This is a genomic window from Shewanella metallivivens (genome assembly GCF_028750675.1).
Lineage (GTDB): Bacteria > Pseudomonadota > Gammaproteobacteria > Enterobacterales > Shewanellaceae > Shewanella > Shewanella metallivivens.
This window is the reverse complement of the sequence record NZ_JAQQPZ010000013.1, coordinates 885,959-906,985: the sequence shown is the minus strand read 5'-3', so window position 1 is coordinate 906,985 and position 21,027 is coordinate 885,959. Positions and strand designations below refer to the sequence as shown.

The window sequence follows — 21,027 nt, the reverse complement described above, 5'->3', positions numbered from 1 at the left end:
CTAACCTTGTATTCATATCAGTATAAAACTCACAACAGCCTATCGATCTGATTAACAAATAAGCAACGATTTGAGGTCGAACTCACAGTTATTGTGCCTTTTTATGAAAAACAGTTTTTCATTTTAAGGCGAATGCGCTATTATCTCAGTCGTAGGGTACAGAGGTTAAGATGTTCAATCTTTCAAACCTTTATTTCACTAGCGATAGTGACTAGCCAAATTCGGCGCCCCAGCAACTTAGGTTGCTGGGGCTTTTTTTTGTTTTTTTTTCGAACCAAAATATTTTTAGAGTAAATACTTTAACTTTGCAAAAAAAGCAGTTATTCTATGGCTATTGAGGGTCGTCAAATTGAGTTGATGACACTTGAGTCTTGTTGAATTTAGCTTCTCCCCAAAAGAGCTAATTTTTGTACCGATAGCCATTTGGTTGTCGGTTTTTTTTTACCTAAAATTTCCCATTTAAATTTACACATAAAAAAACCGACATGAAGTCGGTTTATTCAAAACATGCCAGCCGTAAAACAAAGCTACTCTTGCTCAGTTTGCTCACGTAACGCTTGCTGCTCAGGCAACCATGCTGGATGACACCAGTCATTCAATATATTCAACACCTTTGGCTTACCGGTCCCTTTCAAAGACGAGAACGGTTCAACTTGAACTTTGTCACCGTAGTCAGCCAACGCTTTACGCACTTCATTAACCGTTTTCATCTTAATGCTTTGGGTCAATTTATCAGCCTTGGTTAATAGCGCCAATACAGGAATATTACTTAATACTGCCCACTCAATCATTTGCATATCGAGATCTTTTAGTGGATGACGAATATCCATCAATACCACCACACCACTTAAACAAGCACGCTTTTGTAAATACTCGCCTAACGCTTGTTGCCATTTGTTTTTAAGTGCTAGCGGCACTTGGGCAAAACCATAACCTGGTAAGTCAACTAAACGGCGATCAGCATCTAACTCAAAAACGTTAATTAACTGGGTACGGCCAGGGGTTTTACTGGTACGAGCTAAACTTTTTTGTTCCGTAAGCGCATTTAATGCGCTCGATTTTCCTGCATTTGAGCGTCCAGCAAACGCAATCTCAACCCCGATATCCCCAGGAAGATACTGATCTAAATGCGCAATATCAGGCGCACTGATTAAAAATTTTGCCTTACGGAAATCGATACGAGATTCGGTCACTAGTCACTCCAATTAAATTGCTTTCAGTAAATGCATTACCATAAATGTTTAACAATTGCTTACTTTTGCACGTTTTCGTGTAAAATATTACCTTGATCACATTATATACCCAAGCAATGCTGATGTGTGTGAAGTAGTCACAATTGATCTCGTTGTACTCGAGCGTCGTAAACTACATCAAAGCACTTGGGGAAAAAATCATTTTACCACGCTTGCGGGTCTTCCTAGTAAGCTCAGGACAATAAATTAACAAGAAGTTGGAACGCCATGAAAAAGTTAGCTCTTGCGCTGTCTGTAGTAGCCACTATGTCATCACCTGCTATGGCTGAAGGTAATGCTGAAGCCGGCAAAACTAAAGTAATCGTATGTTCTGCCTGTCACGGTGTTGACGGCAACAGCATGATCGATATGTATCCAAAGCTAGCAGGCCAACACCCTGCATACCTTGAAAAACAATTAACTGAATTCCGCTCTGCCATGCAAACTGGCGGTAAAGAAGGTCGTATGGACCCCATCATGGGTGGTATGTCTATCGCATTAAGCGATACTGACATCGCGGATATTTCGGCATTCTTCGCTAGCCAAACTCAATCAGCTAATCCAGCGGTTGAAGGCACAGAAGCAGGTGAAAAGCTATACCAAGGCGGCGATGCAGCTCGTGGTATCACTTCTTGTATCGCATGTCATGGTCCTGACGGTAGTGGTGCAGCTGCGGCTGGCTTCCCAATGATTGGTGGCCAACATGCTAACTACATCAAAATCCAGTTAACTAAGTTCCGTGACGGTACTCGTAACAACGATTTAAATGGCATGATGCAAGATGTTGCTAAAAAATTGTCGGATGCAGATATCGAAGCACTATCTAAATATATTTCAAGCATTAAGAAATAATAGGCACACTTTGAGCCAATAAAAATGAGCATATTTTGCTCATTTTTATTGGCTCAAAGTTTACGTTTACGTTAACTGATCGCATTAATACTTGACATAGTTCACGGTTTTAGAGTTAAATACATCCCGTACCGAGGTAAACCCAACTGTTTGGATCATAAATCTAATAACATCAAACAGATTTCGGACTGATACATTTAAGATATAAGAATAAAGAAACGTCATAACAATAATAATTTAAGGCCACTCGCTAAAACTAATAACATGAGTCGCGATTTCAGTTTGAAATCCAGGTCGTAAAACTTGTAAGGAACAGACCAACTGGTCAACTCGCTATTTAGCACTGCCTTACACAACAGAGTAACCCTTTTGGTATTATTTGAATCATTCAAATAACCGCAAATCAACATTTTGTTGAGGATGCATCCATAAGAAGCTTGCTCGAAGGTACATAAAACAAGGATGGTTGACTGTTAGTCACAGAAGACAAAGAGGATAATGATGTGTCATTGAAGACCATCTACGGAAGCTGTAGTCAGGACGGCGACAGAATATAAAAAAGCGTCAGCGATGACCAATAACAACTAAAAAAGCACGGACAGCACAACAAAAGTTACGATCTGACCGGGAGAGTCACATAGCAAGTACGGATACTTGGAATCAGAATAAGGTGCATATAAGCACTGTTTTATAAGGTGGCAGTTTACTGCCACCTTTTTTTATGCGTTATACCAACATGAGAATTTGGACATTGGCATAATTTACTGTTATCACTATATATATTGTTTACTAAGGTGCTGCTGTCGTTAATGAGCCCATGTCCACTGTGTCATCATTCAGCCAATTTTTTTGTTCAAGACAAAAAAAGAGCTTTTTACGCTTGCCCACAATGCGACTTAGTCTTCGCTAACCCAAAATCACACCTTATGCCTAGCCTAGAACGCCAGCGTTATGGGCGAGCACAAAAAACCGCTAAGCAAAAACAATTATCACAATTTGTTTTACCGCTGTTAACGCAAATATCCCAGCAACAATCTGGCAGCTTAAAAGGCCTAAACTTCGGAAGAGTCTTAGATGATAAAAGTCAGCAGAGCATTGTCGAAGCCGGTCATCATGTTAATCAATACGACCCATTCTTCGCTGCCGATCAGTCTGTGCTGAGTCAAAGCTACGATTTTGTCTGTTGTTACCGAGTGTTTGAGCACTTTAGACACCCTATTCGTGAATGGAAATTATTAACCCAATTAATCAAGCCTAATGGATGGTTGGCAATTAGCACTCCATTACTCACTGACAAAGCCCTATTTGCTAAGTGGCATTATAAAAATAATCCCACTCATGTGAGCTTTTATCAGCAAACAACATTCGAATATTTAGCTTCTCACAGTGATTTTGAGCTATTATTTGCAGCAAAAGATCTGGTTTTGATGCAAAAATCGGCAAAACCTGATATAAAGCGCATCCTTATTTAGTGCTTTGGAGAAATGATTCTTCAAGGACGTGTTTAGAAAACCTAACGAGAACATCATGGCTCGCAGTAAAAAAACTCGCAAAGGCGGCGAAAACGGCCCTAAGTTTGCCCCAAGAGTAAAAAAAACCGATCGCAAAGTGGTCGATGGTAAAAAATCAGAAACTGGCCGTAAATCTGGCAGCCGTCATAATGAAGCCTTACTTAAACAAGCTTCAGGAAATGGCACTGCAATAGCAAAAGATGCACGTCATGGCAGTAAAAAACCCGTTGCGCTATCATTGCCAGCGTCAATTACTGAACCGTTGGTGGTTAAGCCTAAACAGCCTAAAATAACCGACGAGCAAAAATTATTGAAGCTAGAAGAAGATCCAAGACTTAATCAGTTGCTTGACCAACTTGAAGAAGGTCGTGATCTGTCTGATGCCGATCAAAAATGGCTAGATATTCAATTAGACAAAATTGAGCAGTTAATGCAACGTTTAGGACTAACTGAAGATGATGAAGTGCCAGCGCCTAGCCCTAAAAAGCAACTGACAGACGATGAACTATTAAATCGTTTTGAGTCAGGTGCAGATCTGCTTAAAGATTATCAAAAACAAGACTAAACCACTCAATGAATTTCAGTTGAATGGAATAAACTGGCGCACACCTAGTCGATTGGGTATAGGCGCCAGTTTTGTATTCAAAAAAGGATAAATTTTGCCAACAATCGCCATAGTTATTGCATTACTCATTATCATTGCCCTTGCTGCGTACGCCACTCACCTATTATTAACCCTTAAGCGCCGCACTCAAGCTAACCAACAAGCGCAAGCAGCACGTCAAGCCAAAGCTGACGAACGTAGACAGCAAATCCTCACTGATATCCGCTATATTGCCGCTGCTATGTTAGAAGACCGCTGCGAGCTTTCTGAAGGTGTTGTGCGTATTGGCAAACTGTTTGATGCATTATCAATGTCAGAACAAGTCAACAGCGACTTTCCAAACTTATTTGCTCACTATGACATCATTCGCGATCATCCCATCATGGAAGCGCGTAAAGCTTTACCAAAACAACAACGGATGAAGTTTGATTTAGCACGAATGAAATCAGAGGCCGAACTAGAACAGGCTATATTAGATGAGGCCAAACGTATCGCTGAATTTAACCAGCCAAAGACTCATTAACCTGAACTCGGGTTAATTGACACCCACTTTACGATAAACAACGAGTTTGCTGTAGCCACTAAATTGGCCATGTGTGTACCCAAACTGTACCCATTAAACTCGTCACTCCCCCAACAAAACGCCATTGGCGAAAAATGGCTTATATGCTTTAATCACTAAACGCCTCGATTTGGTGCGACATATCTAAAAAACTAATAACAAGAAGCGAAAACGCTCTGATTAGGACTCCATTATGTTAAACACTTTGTGTGCAAAATTACTGCGTCTGCTGGGGTGGACGTTTGAAGGACAGTTCGATAAAACTCAACCATGCGTAATGATAGTTGGTCCTCATACCAGTAACTGGGACTTTATTATTGGGATTATTGCCCGCAGCGCGTTAGGAACAAGAATCCATTTCTTAGGCAAGCACCAATTATTTATTGCGCCTTGGGGATGGTTATTTCGTGCAATGGGTGGCAGCCCAGTAGATAGGCGCAAACACAATAACTTAGTGGATGCTGCTGCACAGTTGTTTCAACAAGATCCCAACTATAAATTAGCACTAGCCCCTGAAGGCACACGCAGTCCAGTAACCCGTTGGAAAAGCGGTTTTTATCATATTGCAGTTAAAGCACAGGTAGATATTGTCCCAGTAGGATTAGATTTTGGCCGCAAAACTGTTGTGCTCTCGCCGCCGCTAACTCCAACAGGCAATATTGAAACTGAAATGAACCAATTAATGGATTTTTATCGCACAATCACTGGCTATCGCCCCAAAGAAATCCCTAATTACCAGTTATCATCCTCAACTGAGCGCCATTAAATTACAACGCGCTTTCAAGGCTTTGCTCAGCTAATACGTAGCTTCCACCCAAGCGTGTCGACTGGGTGGGAGTAATAATTCTGGTGAGTGATAATACAAGTCGAGTTGACGCTTGCGAGACAAACACTGGTGACTCACCGTAAAAACTCACGCCGGCAAAATCAAAACGACTGCGCTCACTTTGCATTTGGCCAAGTATTTCTGTGTCTGTAGCATTAATGGCACTGCGAGTAATTTGCATGGTTTGATTGGCTGTACCAATACGGCTAGCAGATATGGTGAGAATAGAGTCTGCCATGGCCAAGTGCTTCACATCAACATTATCAAAGCGAACCAACTTACAATCGTTCAATATTATCTGCTGATATTGGCCGCTAAAATGGCTATGGTTATCTTGAAAACAGCGGCCAATTCGCTCACTGTTATTTTTTGGCCGAGCTTGTCGAGGTAAAATTGTTGCGTTAAGGCTAGCTAATAACAACTGATTAAACTCATGGGGATGAGACTTCATCGGCACATGACCAGCTTGATTGATCACTTGCAACTGAGACAAGGGTAAAACATGTTGCAATGCATACGCGGTGCGCAGTGGTGCTACGTTATCTTGCCCTCCCCAAATAATGTGAGTTGGCGGAACCGTTTGATAATTTAGCACAGAGAAATTTTGCTCCATCAACGCCAGTGCCGCATTAACATTAGTTTGCTCGCCAATGGTCATATTACGTAACGACGAGTCACCACTAAAAATCCTTGTTGGGTCAAAACCTGTGCCGGTTTTTTCAAGCATTTTATCGGCAAAGTTATCCACTCGAGCCAAAACTCGTCTAACACTCTGAGGTAGATCAGCCTGGTCATTATCGCGGGTCGAAATCCGCTTGATGTAGGCTGTGCGATCTAAAATACCGGCCGCATCGACCAGCACCAATTGCTGAATACGTCCAGGATATTGGCTGGCATAATACACACTGATTGCCGCGCCCATAGAGTGACCCACAAGTTTAACTTGGCCATCATGACGATATTTAGCTATCAGCCAATCGATAACTTTGGCGTATTGTTGCGGCGAATAAGTAAATACCGCCCCTTGAGATAAACCGAATCCAGGTAAATCGATAGCCACCACATGATATTGCTGAGCAAGTCTAGGGATAACCGTAAGCCAACCTTTCGATGCGAGGTCGCCTAAGCCATGAACAAGCACCACAGTGTCGCGATGCTTAAGACCAGCTTGCACAACAAATACTGGCACTTGATGACTGGGCGCGATAACGCGCTCATAAGTATAATCTGCAGGATAACCTGTTAACTCAGCAGGGCTAAGAGGCTCCAAGCTAGGCGCTTTTTCAGCGCCACTGACATTATGGCGGATTTCATTGAGCCAATTGGCCTTTGCAGGCAACATGACACAGGTAATGGCCAACACGCTACAGGCTATAAAGCGTGGCAGTTCAAACAACTGAAGCAGTAAAAAAACGCCTCGTCTATGACGACAATTAGTCACAACTCGCATCCTTTACAAAGTGACTATTGCTGCTCGCAGTATTGTTTAATGCTGCGAATATCATTACCCGTTGGGTTTTGAAATGCCCGTAAACCGAACTCAGGCAACACCGCAAAAATATGATCAAAAATGTCAGCTTGTATCGCTTCGTAATAGGTCCAACGGATATCATTGGTAAAAATATACAGCTCTATCGGCAAGCCCTCGGTGGTTGGTGCAAGTTGCCTCACCATTAAGGTCATGTCTTTATGAATTTTGTCGTGACGACGTAAATACTCTTGTAAATACGCCCTAAAAGTACCGATATTAGTTAAATGACGCCCGTTTACTTTCATATCAATATCGCTAATATTGGCATTGGCCGCACTAATTTCACTGAATATTTGCGGTAAATACTCTTTTAAGTAATTAACTTTACCTAAACGAATACGCTCGTCATCCGTTAAAAACTGAATGCTGTTAACGTCGATATTTACGGAGCGTTTAATACGACGTCCACCTGACTCAGACATACCCCGCCAGTTTTTAAAAGCATCAGACACCAAAGCGTATGCAGGGATCATGGTGATGGTATTGTCCCAGTTGCGCACTTTTACGGTAGTTAATGTTACATCTTCTACCGCGCCGTCTGCGGCGTACTTATCCATTTGGATCCAGTCGCCTTTACTGACCATACGGTTCGCCGCAAGTTGAATGCCAGCAACAAAACCCAAAATCGTGTCGCGAAACACCAGCATCATAAAACCAGTCGCGACACCTAAACCACTAAAAAAGTAAATAGGCGACTGGTCGGCTAATATCGAGAACACGATAACTAACCCAATAAAAAATAAGAATAACTTAGTTAGCTGAACAAAGCTCTTAACCGGTAATCTACGGTTAACATGATTGACATCGGCAATTTCATCGACAGCATTCAATGCACCATAAATCGCCCGTATAATAAAGACCACCAGCAAAGAACTGAGTAACCGATCAATAATGACACTGACAAACTCATGTGATGTTAGCACTATTGGGATAAACACATCTAACAGCACAATAGGCACTAATAACGCTAAGCGTTCTAGGACATTAAAGCGCATAAATATATCGTCCCAGGTGACCGATGAGCGGCGAATAACCGCATTAAGCCCATGCACCACAAACCGATGGGTAATGTAATAACCTATGCCTGCAATAATTAAACAGGCAAAAATCAATACCGAGGTTGCCACACCATCCGTGGGTTGACTGTCAATGCCTAACTGAGTTAACCAAGAAGCAACCTCAACCCTAAATTCTGTATTCACACACAAATCCTTAGCAATATTGTCCTTTAAACAAAAGGACGTTTAATACCCAAAACACAAACCAGAATGTAAAGGTTTCCCTGCCAACATTATGCACTTAATTGAGCATTCAATTCAGCACATTCATTCAATAACGTGAATTCAACAAATCCTTGAGAATTTTACCGAAAAAAAGGACCGTGCGGTCCTTTTATTATATAAGTTTAACGATAAAAGCTTGAGCTAAAAGCTTGGCATCAATCCTTGCGGTAACAGTCGATTAAAACTCGCACTAACCAGTAAATCAACAGTGTTTTCGATATCCGGTGCAAAGTAGCGGTCTTGATCATAAAACGACACAATTGCCCTTAATTCGGCTTTTGCCAAAGCAATGGCGGCGCTGGGTTGCAATGGGGTTCTAAAATCTAGCCCTTGCGCCGCAGCCAGTAACTCAATCGCTAATACGCCGCGAGTGTTTTCGCTCATTTCGCGTAAACGGCGCGCGGCAAACGTCGCCATTGAAACATGGTCTTCTTGGTTGGCCGATGTGGGTAAACTGTCTACCGAGGCCGGATGAGCATAGGTTTTATTTTCAGACGCTAGGGCCGCCGCCGTGACCTGAGCAATCATAAAGCCTGAGTTAACCCCACCATTGTTGACTAAAAATGGGGGTAATTTTGACAAACTCGAGTCAATAAGCAATGCCATACGACGCTCAGCAATGGCGCCCATTTCGGCAATGGCAATGGCTAAATTATCTGCGGCCATTGCCACAGGTTCAGCGTGGAAATTACCGCCAGAAATAATGTCGCCAGTATCTTGGAACACCAATGGATTGTCGGTTACACCATTTGCCTCAGCCCCTAGCACTTCTGCCGCCTGACGAATTTGAGTTAAACACGCACCCAATACTTGTGGCTGACATCGCAGCGAGTATGGATCTTGTACTTTTTCACAATGAGTGTGGCTAAGGCTAATTTCAGATTCGTGAGTCAACAAGTGACGAAAAATCGCCGCCGAGTCGATTTGACCTTTTTGCCCACGCGCGGCATGAATACGCGCATCAAAAGGACTACGACTACCCATGGCCGCTTCAACACTCATGGCACCAATCACTGAGCTTGCAGCAAATAAATCTTCAGCATTAAACAGGCCTTCAAGCGCTAAAGCGGTTGATGCTTGGGTACCATTTAATAACGCCAAGCCTTCTTTCGCGGCCAGCTCAATCGGCTTTAACCCCGCAATCTTAAGCCCTTCGCTTGCCGAGATAATCTGCCCTTGATAGCTCATTTCGCCTTCGCCTAATAAGGGCAAACACATATGTGCTAGTGGCGCTAAATCTCCCGACGCCCCCACAGAGCCTTTTTCTGGTACGCACGGATACACCCCCGTATTCACTAACTGCATTAAAAACTCAATCACTTCTAACCGAATGCCAGAAAAACCACGGCTTAATGAGTTGATTTTTAACACCATCATTAAGCGCACGGTGGCATCTTGCATGTACTGGCCAATACCTGCAGCATGAGACAACACGATTGAGCGCTGCAATAATTGTAAATCTTGTGGTGCAATTTTAGTGTTGGCTAATAGACCAAACCCGGTGTTAATCCCATAAACCGTGCGACCTTCACGCAGCACTTGCTGAACAATTTCGGCACTGTGATTAATGTCTTTAATCGCCTCTTTGGCAAGCGTTAGCTTGACGTTGTTACGACTAATGGCCCGAGCTTGTGCCAATGTTAAGGTACCTGGTACCAGTTCAAATGAGTAAGTCGACATGGATTATGCTCCTAACATTGGCAAGTCTAAGCCTTGCTCTTTGGCACAATTTTTTGCAAGCTCATAGCCCGCGTCGGCATGGCGCATCACGCCCGTTGCGGGGTCATTCCATAACACTCGGCCTAACCTCACTGCGGCCTCTTGAGTACCATCAGCGACAATCACTACCCCCGAATGTTGACTAAAGCCCATGCCAACACCGCCACCATGATGCAACGACACCCAGGTAGCGCCACTGGCGGTATTTAACAGCGCATTCATTAATGGCCAATCTGATACGGCATCAGAGCCATCAAGCATGGCTTCGGTTTCACGATTTGGGCTGGCAACTGAGCCAGAATCTAAATGATCTCGGCCAATCACAATGGGCGCCGACAACTCACCGCTTTTCACCATTTCGTTAAATGCTAACGCTAAACGGGCGCGATCTTTTAAGCCAACCCAACAAATGCGTGCCGGCAGACCTTGAAACGCAATGCGCTCCCGGGCCATATCGAGCCAGTGATGTAAATGGGGGTTGTCAGGGATCAACTCTTTGACTTTAGCGTCGGTTTTATAAATATCTTCAGGGTCACCAGATAGCGCAACCCAGCGAAATGGTCCAATGCCTTCACAAAATAGCGGGCGCACATACGCAGGCACAAACCCAGGGAAGTCAAACGCGTTAGTCACGCCTTCTTCAAAGGCCATTTGGCGGATATTATTGCCATAGTCTGTGGTTGCCGCCCCTGCCGCTTGCAATGCCAACATGGCGCGAACTTGCACGGCCATCGACTGCTTAGCCGCTTTAACAACCGCAGCTTCATCGGTTTTACGCATTTTTGCTGCGTGATCTAAAGTCCAACCTTGAGGTAAATAACCGTTTAAGGGATCGTGTGCCGAGGTTTGGTCGGTGACGACATCTGGGGTGATACCACGGGTAACTAACTCGGAAAACACATCGGCTGCATTAGCCAATAAACCCACAGAAACAGGCTTGCCGCTTTGATTGGCTTGGTAAATCATGGCTAAGGCTTGATCTAATGACGTGGCTTTTTTATCGACATACCCAGTGCGCATACGAAAATCAATGCGGGTTTCATCCACTTCACAGGTTAATACCGAATAGCCCGCCATTGTGCCCGCTAACGGCTGTGCACCGCCCATGCCGCCTAAACCACCGGTTAAAATCCACTTCCCCGCAGACGAGCCATTAAAGTGCTGCTTGGCCATGGCGACAAAGGTTTCATAGGTGCCTTGCACAATGCCTTGAGAGCCAATATAAATCCACGACCCAGCGGTCATTTGGCCATACATCGCCAAGCCTTTTTTATCTAGCTCGTTAAAATGCTCCCAATTCGCCCAGTGTGGCACCAGGTTTGAGTTAGCAATAATCACCCGTGGCGCATTAGCATGCGTGGTAAACACCCCAACCGGTTTACCAGACTGCACCAACAAGGTTTCATCGTCTTCAAGACGCTGCAAAACCTCAATAATTTTGTCGTAACTTTGCCAGTCTCGCGCGGCACGGCCAATCCCACCGTATACCACTAAATCTTCAGGGCGTTCAGCTACATCGGGATGAAGGTTGTTCATTAACATCCGCATTGCGGCTTCCGTTAACCAACTTTTACACTGTAATTGAGTGCCATGCGGCGCAATAATACGCCTGCTTGAGTCGTGTCGTTTATCCATAATGTCCTCTTCAACCGAATCTATCCGGTTTGGTCTTGTTGTGTTTTGTATTGTTGTTATAGCGGCTTGATTAGCATCATTGTTTTACCAACGCAGAGGTGAGTTTAAATTTACTGCCCGGATGCACTAAACGGGCAAAACTCACCACACCTTGGCGTGACCAGGTACGGCGTAAAATTTGTAAACAAGGCTCTGTTGCGCTTATTGCAAGCCTTTGTTGCAACAACGCTGTTGCCATAATGGCTTCAACGGTATGACGGGCTTCTGTTAAGGGCGCCACAGCCGATAAATATTCGTGCGGTGTCTGTAACCTAAAGTCTTGCTCTAGGTACTGGGGGACTAATTTAGGGTTCACAAAGCGTTCTTCAACTTGCAGTGGCATTCCTTGCTCGCAATGCACTAGCACTGAATAAAATACCGGGCTACCGACCTCAAGCCCTAAGGCATTTGCCTCTGCGGCACTGGCAGCAATCTGCTTTAACTCAAGCTGTTTTACACTGTATCCATGGCCCCGATCTTTAATTTCATCGGCAATATTGCGGATCGCTAAGAGTGACGATTGCGACTTGAGTCCCGCAACAAAAGTGCCCACACCTTGAGTGCGCTCTAACACACCCGAGTCCACCAGCTCAGTTAACGCACGCCTTGCTGTCATGCGGCTGCAACTAAAGAGTTCAGTTAATTGGTTTTCTGACGGCACGCGGTCGTTTTCTTGCCATTGGCCGGTTTCAATACGCGACAAAATAAATTGTTTAATTTGAGCAAATTTTGCTTGGGCCATATCAAGAATTCCACGCTCGCCAAAATAGAATGAATGTTTATTACTGCATTAACTCTACCTTGTATATACAAGTCAAAACAAGTATTGTTTACCGAATATTGAGTTATCGATTTTTTGTGTTTCTAGAGGTTGTCATGGTGTGGGATCAAGTCTGGATAGATGTCAACGTAGCAACGATGGATCCGAGTATTGATGGTGCTTACGGGGCAATACATCAAGCAGCCATTGCAGTAAAAGACGGTAAAATCGCTTGGGTTGGCCCGCGCAATGCTTTGCCCGAATTTGATGTTTTGGCAACGCCAGTTTACAGAGGCAAAGGTGGCTGGATAACTCCAGGGCTCATCGACGCGCACACTCACTTAGTGTTTGCAGGTAATCGCGCCAACGAGTTTGAACAACGGCTACAAGGTGCCAGCTATCAAGACATTGCCCGCGCCGGTGGTGGCATTATTTCAACCGTTAATGCCTGCCGCGACGCCGATGAAGCTGAATTATTTGAGCTGGGTCGCCAACGTTTAAATGCCTTAGCCAGAGAAGGTGTCACCACGGTTGAGATTAAATCTGGATATGGCTTAAACACCGAAACCGAGCTTAAACTGTTACGGGTTGCACGCGAACTTGGCGAGCATCATCATATTGATGTGAGCACCACATTTTTAGGGGCCCATGCTATTGCGCCTGAATACAAGGACGATGTAGACGGCTATGTCGATCTCGTTATTAATGACATGCTGCCAGCGGTTATCGCTGAAAATTTAGCCGATGCCGTTGACGTTTTTTGCGAAAATATCGCGTTTAATCTTACTCAAACCGAACGGGTATTAAGTGCAGCCAAACAAGCCGGTTTGCAGATAAAACTGCATGCTGAGCAATTATCCAATCTGGGCGGAAGCATGCTAGCGGCAAAATTAGGTGCAAAATCTGTCGACCATATTGAGTTTTTAGACGAAGCAGGTGTCAAAGCCATTAGTGCAAGTGGCACCTGTGCAACCTTATTACCTGGTGCTTTTTATTTTTTACGCGAAACTCAATTACCGCCAATTGATCTGCTGCGTAAGTACAACGTACCTATGGTGGTTGCCAGCGACTTCAATCCCGGTTCGTCACCGCTTTGTTCAACACTATTAATGCTCAACATGGCTTGCACTCTGTTTAGGTTAACCCCAGAAGAAGCCTTACAAGGGGTCACCCTTAATGCCGCCAAAGCATTGGGGCTCGAGCTGCGCATTGGCAGCATTACCGTAGGCAAACAAGCTGACTTTTGTTTATGGGATATCCACACACCTGCACAATTAGCTTATGCCTTTGGGGTTAATCCTTGTCAAAACGTGGTCAAAAACGGCCAAGTTGTTGCCCTGCCTCGTTAATCGCAATTGAAGCTATATGTTGTTGGCTTTTAAACATAACATATGGCTCTTTTCCCCCTCTATCCCCATAAGACCAACAAGATAAAATCAATAATAGCGTGATTTTAAGCTCTATTTCATTTAGGCTAGGCATATTATGAACGATCGATCAAAATGTTCTCATCGCTAACCTAATCCATATCGACAGAGGTATTATGAAAATCCGCACACTATTATCGATTGCAAGCGCGTTTTTGTTATTTAACAGCAGCCATGTTTTCGCCAATGAATCAACAGACTCAGCCACTGAACTCACAAAGCCTAAAGTCATAATTTTTGATGTGAATGAAACCCTGTTAGATCTTGAAAATATGCGTAAATCAGTCGGTACAGCACTAAATGGCCGTGACGATTTATTGCCATTATGGTTCTCAACCATGTTGCACCACTCTTTAGTGGTTTCAGCTACTGGCGAGTATCAGTCGTTTGGTAATATTGGGGTCGCATCATTGGAAATGGTGGCCGAGATTTACGGTATTGAAATCACGCACGAGCAGGCCAAAACCGCCATTGTGACACCGTTACGTTCATTACCCGCTCACCCAGATGTAGCTGAGGGCTTAGCGGCATTAAAAGCGCAAGGTTATAAGTTAGTAACGTTAACTAACTCATCATTAGAAGGCGTTCAACTACAGCTTAAAAATGCCAACTTAAGCCAGTATTTTGATGCAAACTTGAGCATCGAGTCTGTGGGTGTATTTAAGCCACATTTAAGCACTTATCAATGGGCAATTAAAGATTTAGGCGTTAACGCTAACGACGCCCTAATGGTTGCAGCCCACGGCTGGGATATCGCAGGTGCAGAAAAAGCAGGTTTACAAACTGCGTTTATTCGTCGCCAGGGTAAAGTATTGTTTCCACTGGCTGCAGAGCCAGACTATAACGTATTAGATGTGAATGACCTTGCTAAAACTTTGGCTAAGTTTAATTAAATAAATGCTAAAGTCATATCGCCCAGCATTAGCTGGGCGATTTATTAACAGCAAAATATCGTTTTCTATTTTTGGGCTACGGCTTGCTTTGGTAAGTAAATATCCAAATCCGTCTCTTTAGCTAATTTACACTCTTTAATGTTTTTCATACCAGTGTCGATATCTACTTTTTTCAAGGCTGCACCGCCAACAAACACACCCATTTTAATATACTGCTCAACAAAATAGAGCTGCCCAGCTTCTACTGGTAGTTCAATGCTATTTTCACTGAACTCAGATTCAGTCGCAAGTGCGTAACTGCCTGGCACCAACTCTTTATAAAAATAAACTTTATTTGCAGTTTCACCGATTAATTTTCCGTCAATATACACATTCTTCTTAAGCGCTTGGCCCACAAAGCTATTTCGATAGATATATAAACCAGCATTACCATTTTGTGGTTTTTGGAATTGCTTTAAAGCATTGTCTTGCTCTGAGGAAGCCATAGGTACAGAGGCGCAACCAGAGAAAAATGTCACCGCAATTAGTGATAACGCTAAATAGATTTTTTTCATCGTAATTTACTCATTTAAATAGTGATAACATGATACTAGCCCGGTTAATCGGACCGTTTACTCAAGTAATTAGACAGTAAAAGGTAGGAAGATAGACAAAGTAAGTCATCCTGACTTTTTGTTGCTCTGTCCTTGAGATAAATAGAGCAGTCTGTTCGAATAATCTAAATCAAACCTCTATGTCATACAATAGTTGCAGATATGTGTATCACCAACTTTGTGATACACATAAAATTGTTAAGCGTTTCAAATACAATTGATTTTAAATCTGACGCTCCCCCTCTTGCCATTAACCATTAATTAACATTTAATACCTGTTGATGATTTAAGTCGCATAAAGGGATGGAATGATGAAAAAGGGTTATTTAGCACTGGCGGTTGCATTATGTTTTACCGGTTTTAGCACCTGTGCCTTGGCGCAAACCACCCTGGTGCATGATGTTAACGGCTACACCTTGGTTAACGGTAAATTACACACCTTTAATGCCATTCAGTTCACCAACGATAAAATCGACCGACTTTTCACTAAAGACCAGGCTTTACCCACAACCAACGAAATCATTAGCATTGATGGTAAAGGTAAAACCTTACTTCCTGGGTTAATTGACGCCCACGGGCATGTTCTCAGCTATGGTTTAAGCTTGTTAACCGCCGACTTAACCAATACCAAAAGCGAACAAGATGCAGTGGCACGCGCACAAGCATTTATTAAAAAAAATCCAACAGACAGTTGGTTAATGGGTCGCGGGTGGAACCAAGAGTTATGGGACAGCAAACAATTCCCGACAAAAGAAACGCTAGATAAGGTGTTTACTGCTAATCCGGTATCATTTGGCCGAGTTGATGGCCATGCCATTTGGGTTAACAGCAAAGCATTAGCACTGGCCGGTATTTCAGCCAGCACAGTGGCGCCAAAAGGCGGCGAGATAGTCAAAGATGAACAAGGGAATCCTACTGGTGTATTAATCGACAATGCCATGAACCTCGTTTTTAACGTGATTCCCGATCTTAATCAGCAGCAATTACAATCAACCCTAACCCTCGCGATGGACAGTTTAGCCTCATACGGGCTAACCAGTGTGCACGATGCGGGCATCAGCATAGACAACATTAAAGCCTACCAACAATTAGCGGCTAACAATGCTATGAGTGTACGCGTTAATGGCATGCTGTCGGTTGAAGACCCTCGTTTTACCAACATCCTAAAACAAGGCCACATCAACACAGCAGACAACATGTTTAAAGTCGACAGTGTTAAAATATCTGCTGATGGTGCCCTAGGCAGCCGCGGCGCAGCGTTACTAAAAGAGTACTCCGACCAACCCGGCCATAAAGGCTTAATGCTGTATTCAGACGAGCAATTAGGTAAGCTAATTTTACAGGCAATGAAAGCCGGATTTCAGGTCAATACCCACGCCATCGGCGACAACGCAAATCAGGTAGTGCTCAATAAATACCAAACAGCCATTGCCGCAACCGACTCAAAAGCACTGCGTCATCGTATTGAGCATGCACAAATTCTCGATCTTGCTGACGTACCTCGCTTTGCCCAGCTCGATGTAATCGCTTCGGTACAAGCCACCCACGCCACCAGCGACAAAAACATGGCCGAAAACCGTTTAGGTAAAGCCCGCCTCGCTGGCGCATATGCATGGCGAAAACTGTTAAATGCCAATGCCATCATCGCCAATGGATCAGACTTCCCTATTGAATCACCTAACCCATTCTTTGGCCTGCACGCCTCTGTCACGCGCCAAGATCATGCCAACCAACCTCTCGACGGCTGGCTCGCCACTGAAAAACTCTCACGCATCGAAGCACTCAAAAGCTTCACCATCGACGCCGCTTATGCTGGCCATCAAGAGCTGCTATTGGGCTCATTAGAGCCAGGTAAAAAAGCAGACTTTATCTTAGTAGACGATGACTATTTTAAAGTCGACCCACAACAAATATGGCAAAACAAGGTCATTGCCACCTGGGTCAACGGCCGCCAGGTGTTTGTGAAAGAGTAAATGATATAAAGCATGAATGAATTGTGTATTAGATCGAGTTTGAGTTAGTTTGAGTTAGTTTGAAAATTGAAAGCCATGAATGTATCACTGCACGCTCATTTCACGGTTTGACATGGCATTCACTGTTTGACAAGCACAAGTACATCCCTGTAGCTCAACCACTTGACTGATGTGAAGGGATTCACAAATGCCGTGATGGCATGGATGCCAATGAGCGGCCATGGGGTGGACAGTCGGCTCGTAAATCACCATGGCCAACCTTTTAAGCATTTTCACTTTTGATGACAAGATGAGCCGAAGCAGGTTACAAACGCGTCAAAGCTGGATTCATCCACGTGGCGAAATTATCGGCTCTATTATACCATTGCGCATTAATAAGTGACCACTCAGAATGCGTCCAGCGGTTTTTGATTAAGGCGTCGCTATGTAGTAATGGTTGTTCCCTTTCAAATAGCGAGAACGTAAGGCAAAAGCGGCTGGGGCAATGCTTTTATAAAAAAAAAGAGGGAACAGCCATTGGTTTCCTCTTGGTCTGGTGTAAGCGAAGCGCCACGACGTTAGTGGCCACAAAAGCATAAAAAAAGAGCTGGATTCCAGCTCAAAACAAACCGCTACGCTTTAGTAAACTGAAGATAAAGCTTATCTTTAAGCACAGAGCGTTCATGTTTAGCTTGATGCATAAACTCATCACTCGTAGGAGAATTTCTCAATTCTAACTTGCGGATTTCGGTGTCTAACTCATGATATCGACGAGCTGAGTCTGCAAACTCTCCGTCTTTTGTGGTTAAGGCTAAAATGGTGTCTGTATACTCAGGAAAATCAACTAATAACGCATGGCTCTCACCTAACATAACTTACTCCTGTATATTATCCAATCATGTAAACCATTCCTAAGGTTAGACTATATTCCCTTGGCCTGTTAATTCGTGATCTAGGCCAAAAAATAAAGGTTATCGATTACCCCAACTGAATTCTGGTAACATTAACCAAAATGCCTAATAAACAGAATGATGATAATCATCACGCTAGCTATAACAGCTTGAAACTGTGTCCCTAAAGCGACGCTTCCCTCATTGTGCTCGAGCAATTTAGCATTATCTAAATCTAGCTCACATCTTGTACTAAAAGTCGCCAAACCTCGGTGCGATCTCATCAATAGCACTAGCCTTAGACGCCAATAAAGCATAGGATCATCATTAAGTTAATTTATTGTTTGGGAGTCACAAATCTTATGAGTATTAGAGCTATCATCGTTGATACCGCCGGTACCACTACCGATCTTAACTTTATTCAGGATGTGTTATTTCCATATTCACGCACCGCAATGCCTGATTTTCTTGAAAAGAATCAACACAATGTATTGGTCGATTATTGCATTAGTGACATTAAAGACATCGCGCTAGAACCCGATGCATCTTTAGCACGCGTGACCGAAATTTTACAACAATGGATCGACGAAGACCGTAAAATCACCCCGCTGAAAACCTTACAAGGTTTGATTTGGAAACAAGGCTACAACAATGCTGAGTTTACTGGTCATATCTACCCAGATTTTATCGAGTCAATTGAACGTATTACCCAAAAAGGTATCCGTATTTACAGCTTTTCGTCTGGGTCAGTTGATGCGCAAAAGTTGCTGTTTAGCCACTCAGACTCAGGGGATTTAACCCCTTCATTTAGCGGCCATTTTGATACCCGTACCGGTAACAAATTAGACAAGCAAGCCTACTGCAACATTTGCAACACCATTAGCTTAAAGCCGAAACAAATTTTGTTTGTGTCAGATATGCCAGAAGAACTTAAAGCGGCTGAAGCGGCTGGCATGACAACGTGCCAAATGCTGCGCTTACCAGAGCAAGTTAAAGCAAAATGCAAAACGGTGACGAGCTTTAACGAATTGCAATTCGACTAACCTGTTTCGGTAAATGCGTTCCAATAAAAACGACCTTGATGGTCGTTTTTTGTTTTAGCAAATAGTTAGCTTAACCAAGAAAAAGCAGGAGATACACTTTTTAACCTCACAATGGTCACCATGCTCGCCATCGGTATCTCGAGTGATCTCTAACATTTCGTAATCATTAAGCTCAACGACGAGCGACTTCGCAATCATTCTACAACGTGATTTAGCATTAGCCTCAAGCTTAAGTGCAAATAGCGCAATCGCTTTACGTACGCCGGTAAATAATAGAGTTTTTGGGGCCAACTCAGTTGAGTTTGTTACCTTGTTAACCGCGCAGAAAGTACCGCCCAGCCGGAAGCACCCTATGCGCTAGTTGGTAAGTAAAGCCGGCTGTAGCAAAATCAAACCCTTATTAGTTTGCAAACTAAACACTATACCCCTTGTTGTTCCGCCTTGTGACTGGTAAATTAACAGTCGATTTCAAACAAGCGTTTAACTTTATTATACAAGGTATCTCATGGAAGACTTTTTAGCTAAACACTCTATCTCCACCAAAATTCAAGTTGCATGGGGCGAGATGGATGCGCTGCAACACGTCAACAACTCCGTTTATTTTAAGTATTTTGAAACAGCTCGCCTCGATTTTTTTAACCAAATAAACCTACTTGCCGACTTAAAAACAACAGGTGTTGGGCCAGTGCTCAGTGAAACCAACGCCCGCTTTAAGCGCCCGCTAATGTTTCCAGACACCATTATTGTCGGTACCAAAATTAGCGATATTACTGAAGACCGCTTTGTCATGCATTACACTGTGTTTAGCCAAGCGCAACAAGCTGTCACCACTATTGGTTGGGCAAAGGTGGTGATGTTTAATGTGAAAACCGGACAAAAAGCCAAACTCACGCCAGAATTACTGGACGCCTTGTCGAAGCATCAATAAATTTAAGTCATATTAATATGCTACAAGGATAACAGCATGAGCAATCAGGATACGCTAGACGTAAAACACCAAGCTGAGCAGCAACGGTTTGTGGTTAAGACTCAAGGGGCCGAAGCCATGCTCGAATATCATTTGTCAGGCAACGACATTGATTTTCATCGCACCTTTGTACCGCCGCAATTGCGCGGACAAGGCATAGCCGAAAAGCTCGTGCGTACTGGGCTGGCATGGGCAAAATCTAACGATTTTAATATTAATGCCAGTTGCAGTTATGTGGTTAAATTTTTACGTTAATTAGCCGTTTGCCTACGAGCATACAGGCCCTGTTAACACAGCTAATTGCTGACGCACGTTATCGGTCAATGGTTCGCTTTTTTCGGTTTGGTAGTTGTAATGCACCATAGTGGTGGTCGCTTCGGCGGTTTTTTTACCATTTTGCCAACAGCTTTGTACAATATCAAAACTGCTGTTACCCAAGCGGCTAATATGGGTTTTTACTGTCACTTCAGTGCCGTAGTATGTGGGCGCGGTAAAGGCGATAGTAAAACCGGCAATAATCATGTTCCACTTGGTTAAATCTTGCCCCGGATTGACAATATCAAAAATCGGCTCACGTGCTGCTTCAAACCAAACGGGTATCACTGTGTTGTTGATGTGCCCTAGTGCGTCGGTTTCACAAAAACGCGGTTTAAGGGTCATGCTAAATTGAGCGTCTGCCACAATAAATCCTTTATCATGTATCGATGT

General features: G+C 43.6%; 21 protein-coding genes. 11 read left to right on the top strand and 10 right to left on the bottom strand.

Going from position 1 to position 21,027, the window contains the following annotated elements; all coding sequences use genetic code 11:
* Positions 1 to 527: 527 nt before the first annotated feature.
* Positions 528 to 1,193, bottom strand: coding sequence for a ribosome biogenesis GTP-binding protein YihA/YsxC (yihA, locus tag PQR79_RS16735; protein ID WP_238107501.1), 666 nt, complete (start codon positions 1,191 to 1,193; stop codon positions 528 to 530).
* Between the two features lie 267 nt (positions 1,194 to 1,460).
* Between yihA and PQR79_RS16730 the strand changes: the two genes are divergently transcribed.
* From PQR79_RS16730 to PQR79_RS16710, 5 genes are all read left to right on the top strand, one after another.
* Entirely contained in the window at positions 1,461 to 2,084 is a 624-nt protein-coding gene (locus PQR79_RS16730) for a c-type cytochrome (protein WP_238107500.1), read from the top strand.
* Positions 2,085 to 2,893: 809 nt separating this feature from the next.
* Positions 2,894 to 3,556 (top strand): class I SAM-dependent methyltransferase, encoded by a 663-nt coding sequence (locus PQR79_RS16725; RefSeq protein ID WP_238107537.1) that lies wholly within the window; start codon positions 2,894 to 2,896, stop codon positions 3,554 to 3,556.
* Positions 3,557 to 3,611: 55 nt separating this feature from the next.
* Complete coding sequence (gene yihI / locus PQR79_RS16720) at positions 3,612 to 4,160, top strand: Der GTPase-activating protein YihI (RefSeq protein ID WP_238107499.1); 549 nt, start codon at positions 3,612 to 3,614, stop codon at positions 4,158 to 4,160.
* Positions 4,161 to 4,254: 94 nt separating this feature from the next.
* Positions 4,255 to 4,722 carry a DUF2489 domain-containing protein gene (locus PQR79_RS16715; protein ID WP_238107498.1) on the top strand — a complete coding sequence of 156 codons (468 nt, stop codon included), beginning with the start codon at positions 4,255 to 4,257 and terminating at the stop codon, positions 4,720 to 4,722.
* Between the two features lie 232 nt (positions 4,723 to 4,954).
* Entirely contained in the window at positions 4,955 to 5,527 is a 573-nt protein-coding gene (locus PQR79_RS16710; protein WP_238107497.1) for a lysophospholipid acyltransferase family protein, read from the top strand.
* A 1-nt stretch (position 5,528) separates the two neighbouring features.
* Here PQR79_RS16710 and PQR79_RS16705 read toward each other — a convergent pair whose 3' ends face one another.
* From PQR79_RS16705 to hutC, 5 genes are all read right to left on the bottom strand, one after another.
* Positions 5,529 to 7,028, bottom strand: coding sequence for an alpha/beta fold hydrolase (locus PQR79_RS16705; protein WP_274408577.1), 1,500 nt, complete (start codon positions 7,026 to 7,028; stop codon positions 5,529 to 5,531).
* Between the two features lie 23 nt (positions 7,029 to 7,051).
* The gene (locus tag PQR79_RS16700; protein ID WP_238107495.1) at positions 7,052 to 8,320 is read right to left on the bottom strand and encodes a mechanosensitive ion channel family protein; all 1,269 of its coding nucleotides are present in this window, start codon (positions 8,318 to 8,320) and stop codon (positions 7,052 to 7,054) included.
* Positions 8,321 to 8,542: 222 nt separating this feature from the next.
* A complete protein-coding gene (hutH, locus tag PQR79_RS16695) occupies positions 8,543 to 10,081 on the bottom strand; it encodes a histidine ammonia-lyase (RefSeq protein WP_238107494.1) in 1,539 nt (512 codons plus the stop codon).
* 3 nt (positions 10,082 to 10,084) lie between these two features.
* Positions 10,085 to 11,755, bottom strand: coding sequence for a urocanate hydratase (gene hutU, locus PQR79_RS16690; protein ID WP_238107493.1), 1,671 nt, complete (start codon positions 11,753 to 11,755; stop codon positions 10,085 to 10,087).
* A 76-nt stretch (positions 11,756 to 11,831) separates the two neighbouring features.
* The gene (gene hutC, locus PQR79_RS16685; RefSeq protein WP_238107492.1) at positions 11,832 to 12,536 is read right to left on the bottom strand and encodes a histidine utilization transcriptional repressor HutC; all 705 of its coding nucleotides are present in this window, start codon (positions 12,534 to 12,536) and stop codon (positions 11,832 to 11,834) included.
* A 134-nt stretch (positions 12,537 to 12,670) separates the two neighbouring features.
* On the opposite strand from hutC, the gene hutI reads away from it, so the two are divergent.
* On the top strand, positions 12,671 to 13,903 hold the full coding sequence (hutI, locus tag PQR79_RS16680) for an imidazolonepropionase (protein WP_238107491.1): 1,233 nt from the start codon (positions 12,671 to 12,673) through the stop codon (positions 13,901 to 13,903).
* A 194-nt stretch (positions 13,904 to 14,097) separates the two neighbouring features.
* On the top strand, positions 14,098 to 14,874 hold the full coding sequence (locus PQR79_RS16675) for a haloacid dehalogenase type II (RefSeq protein WP_238107490.1): 777 nt from the start codon (positions 14,098 to 14,100) through the stop codon (positions 14,872 to 14,874).
* A gap of 65 nt (positions 14,875 to 14,939) precedes the next feature.
* Here PQR79_RS16675 and PQR79_RS16670 read toward each other — a convergent pair whose 3' ends face one another.
* The gene (locus PQR79_RS16670) at positions 14,940 to 15,428 is read right to left on the bottom strand and encodes a DUF2846 domain-containing protein (RefSeq protein WP_238107489.1); all 489 of its coding nucleotides are present in this window, start codon (positions 15,426 to 15,428) and stop codon (positions 14,940 to 14,942) included.
* Positions 15,429 to 15,775: 347 nt separating this feature from the next.
* On the opposite strand from PQR79_RS16670, the gene PQR79_RS16665 reads away from it, so the two are divergent.
* Positions 15,776 to 17,440 (top strand): amidohydrolase, encoded by a 1,665-nt coding sequence (locus PQR79_RS16665; protein ID WP_368389133.1) that lies wholly within the window; start codon positions 15,776 to 15,778, stop codon positions 17,438 to 17,440.
* 611 nt (positions 17,441 to 18,051) lie between these two features.
* Here the strand turns inward: PQR79_RS16665 and PQR79_RS16660 are convergent.
* Positions 18,052 to 18,291, bottom strand: coding sequence for an HP1242/YdcH family protein (locus PQR79_RS16660; protein ID WP_238107487.1), 240 nt, complete (start codon positions 18,289 to 18,291; stop codon positions 18,052 to 18,054).
* Positions 18,292 to 18,671: 380 nt separating this feature from the next.
* Between PQR79_RS16660 and mtnC the strand changes: the two genes are divergently transcribed.
* Positions 18,672 to 19,352: an acireductone synthase gene (mtnC, locus tag PQR79_RS16655; RefSeq protein WP_238107486.1), complete on the top strand. Its 681-nt coding sequence runs from the start codon at positions 18,672 to 18,674 to the stop codon at positions 19,350 to 19,352.
* A 54-nt stretch (positions 19,353 to 19,406) separates the two neighbouring features.
* On the opposite strand, the gene PQR79_RS16650 is transcribed toward mtnC, so the two are convergent.
* Positions 19,407 to 19,643, bottom strand: a complete 237-nt coding sequence (locus tag PQR79_RS16650; protein ID WP_274408576.1) for a hypothetical protein — start codon at positions 19,641 to 19,643, stop codon at positions 19,407 to 19,409.
* A gap of 214 nt (positions 19,644 to 19,857) precedes the next feature.
* Between PQR79_RS16650 and PQR79_RS16645 the strand changes: the two genes are divergently transcribed.
* Positions 19,858 to 20,280: an acyl-CoA thioesterase gene (locus PQR79_RS16645; RefSeq protein WP_238107485.1), complete on the top strand. Its 423-nt coding sequence runs from the start codon at positions 19,858 to 19,860 to the stop codon at positions 20,278 to 20,280.
* A 36-nt stretch (positions 20,281 to 20,316) separates the two neighbouring features.
* Positions 20,317 to 20,574: a GNAT family N-acetyltransferase gene (locus PQR79_RS16640; protein WP_238107484.1), complete on the top strand. Its 258-nt coding sequence runs from the start codon at positions 20,317 to 20,319 to the stop codon at positions 20,572 to 20,574.
* A gap of 12 nt (positions 20,575 to 20,586) precedes the next feature.
* Here PQR79_RS16640 and PQR79_RS16635 read toward each other — a convergent pair whose 3' ends face one another.
* A complete protein-coding gene (locus PQR79_RS16635; protein WP_303648601.1) occupies positions 20,587 to 20,979 on the bottom strand; it encodes an acyl-CoA thioesterase in 393 nt (130 codons plus the stop codon).
* Positions 20,980 to 21,027: the final 48 nt, after the last annotated feature.

What these genes read in the sequence shown, in the direction of transcription:
- PQR79_RS16730 (WP_238107500.1), top strand. Translation starts at nt 1,461, where the DNA reads ATGAAAAAGTTAGCTCTTGCGCTGTCTGTAGTAGCCACTATGTCATCA.
- mtnC (WP_238107486.1), top strand. Translation starts at nt 18,672, where the DNA reads ATGAGTATTAGAGCTATCATCGTTGATACCGCCGGTACCACTACCGAT.
- PQR79_RS16640 (WP_238107484.1), top strand. Translation starts at nt 20,317, where the DNA reads ATGAGCAATCAGGATACGCTAGACGTAAAACACCAAGCTGAGCAGCAA.
- PQR79_RS16675 (WP_238107490.1), top strand. Translation starts at nt 14,098, where the DNA reads ATGAAAATCCGCACACTATTATCGATTGCAAGCGCGTTTTTGTTATTT.
- hutU (WP_238107493.1), bottom strand. Translation starts at nt 11,755, where the DNA reads ATGGATAAACGACACGACTCAAGCAGGCGTATTATTGCGCCGCATGGC.
- hutI (WP_238107491.1), top strand. Translation starts at nt 12,671, where the DNA reads ATGGTGTGGGATCAAGTCTGGATAGATGTCAACGTAGCAACGATGGAT.
- PQR79_RS16665 (WP_368389133.1), top strand. Translation starts at nt 15,776, where the DNA reads ATGATGAAAAAGGGTTATTTAGCACTGGCGGTTGCATTATGTTTTACC.
- hutH (WP_238107494.1), bottom strand. Translation starts at nt 10,081, where the DNA reads ATGTCGACTTACTCATTTGAACTGGTACCAGGTACCTTAACATTGGCA.
- PQR79_RS16635 (WP_303648601.1), bottom strand. Translation starts at nt 20,979, where the DNA reads ATGACCCTTAAACCGCGTTTTTGTGAAACCGACGCACTAGGGCACATC.
- PQR79_RS16660 (WP_238107487.1), bottom strand. Translation starts at nt 18,291, where the DNA reads ATGTTAGGTGAGAGCCATGCGTTATTAGTTGATTTTCCTGAGTATACA.
- PQR79_RS16725 (WP_238107537.1), top strand. Translation starts at nt 2,894, where the DNA reads ATGAGCCCATGTCCACTGTGTCATCATTCAGCCAATTTTTTTGTTCAA.
- hutC (WP_238107492.1), bottom strand. Translation starts at nt 12,536, where the DNA reads ATGGCCCAAGCAAAATTTGCTCAAATTAAACAATTTATTTTGTCGCGT.
- yihI (WP_238107499.1), top strand. Translation starts at nt 3,612, where the DNA reads ATGGCTCGCAGTAAAAAAACTCGCAAAGGCGGCGAAAACGGCCCTAAG.
- PQR79_RS16710 (WP_238107497.1), top strand. Translation starts at nt 4,955, where the DNA reads ATGTTAAACACTTTGTGTGCAAAATTACTGCGTCTGCTGGGGTGGACG.
- PQR79_RS16645 (WP_238107485.1), top strand. Translation starts at nt 19,858, where the DNA reads ATGGAAGACTTTTTAGCTAAACACTCTATCTCCACCAAAATTCAAGTT.
- PQR79_RS16670 (WP_238107489.1), bottom strand. Translation starts at nt 15,428, where the DNA reads ATGAAAAAAATCTATTTAGCGTTATCACTAATTGCGGTGACATTTTTC.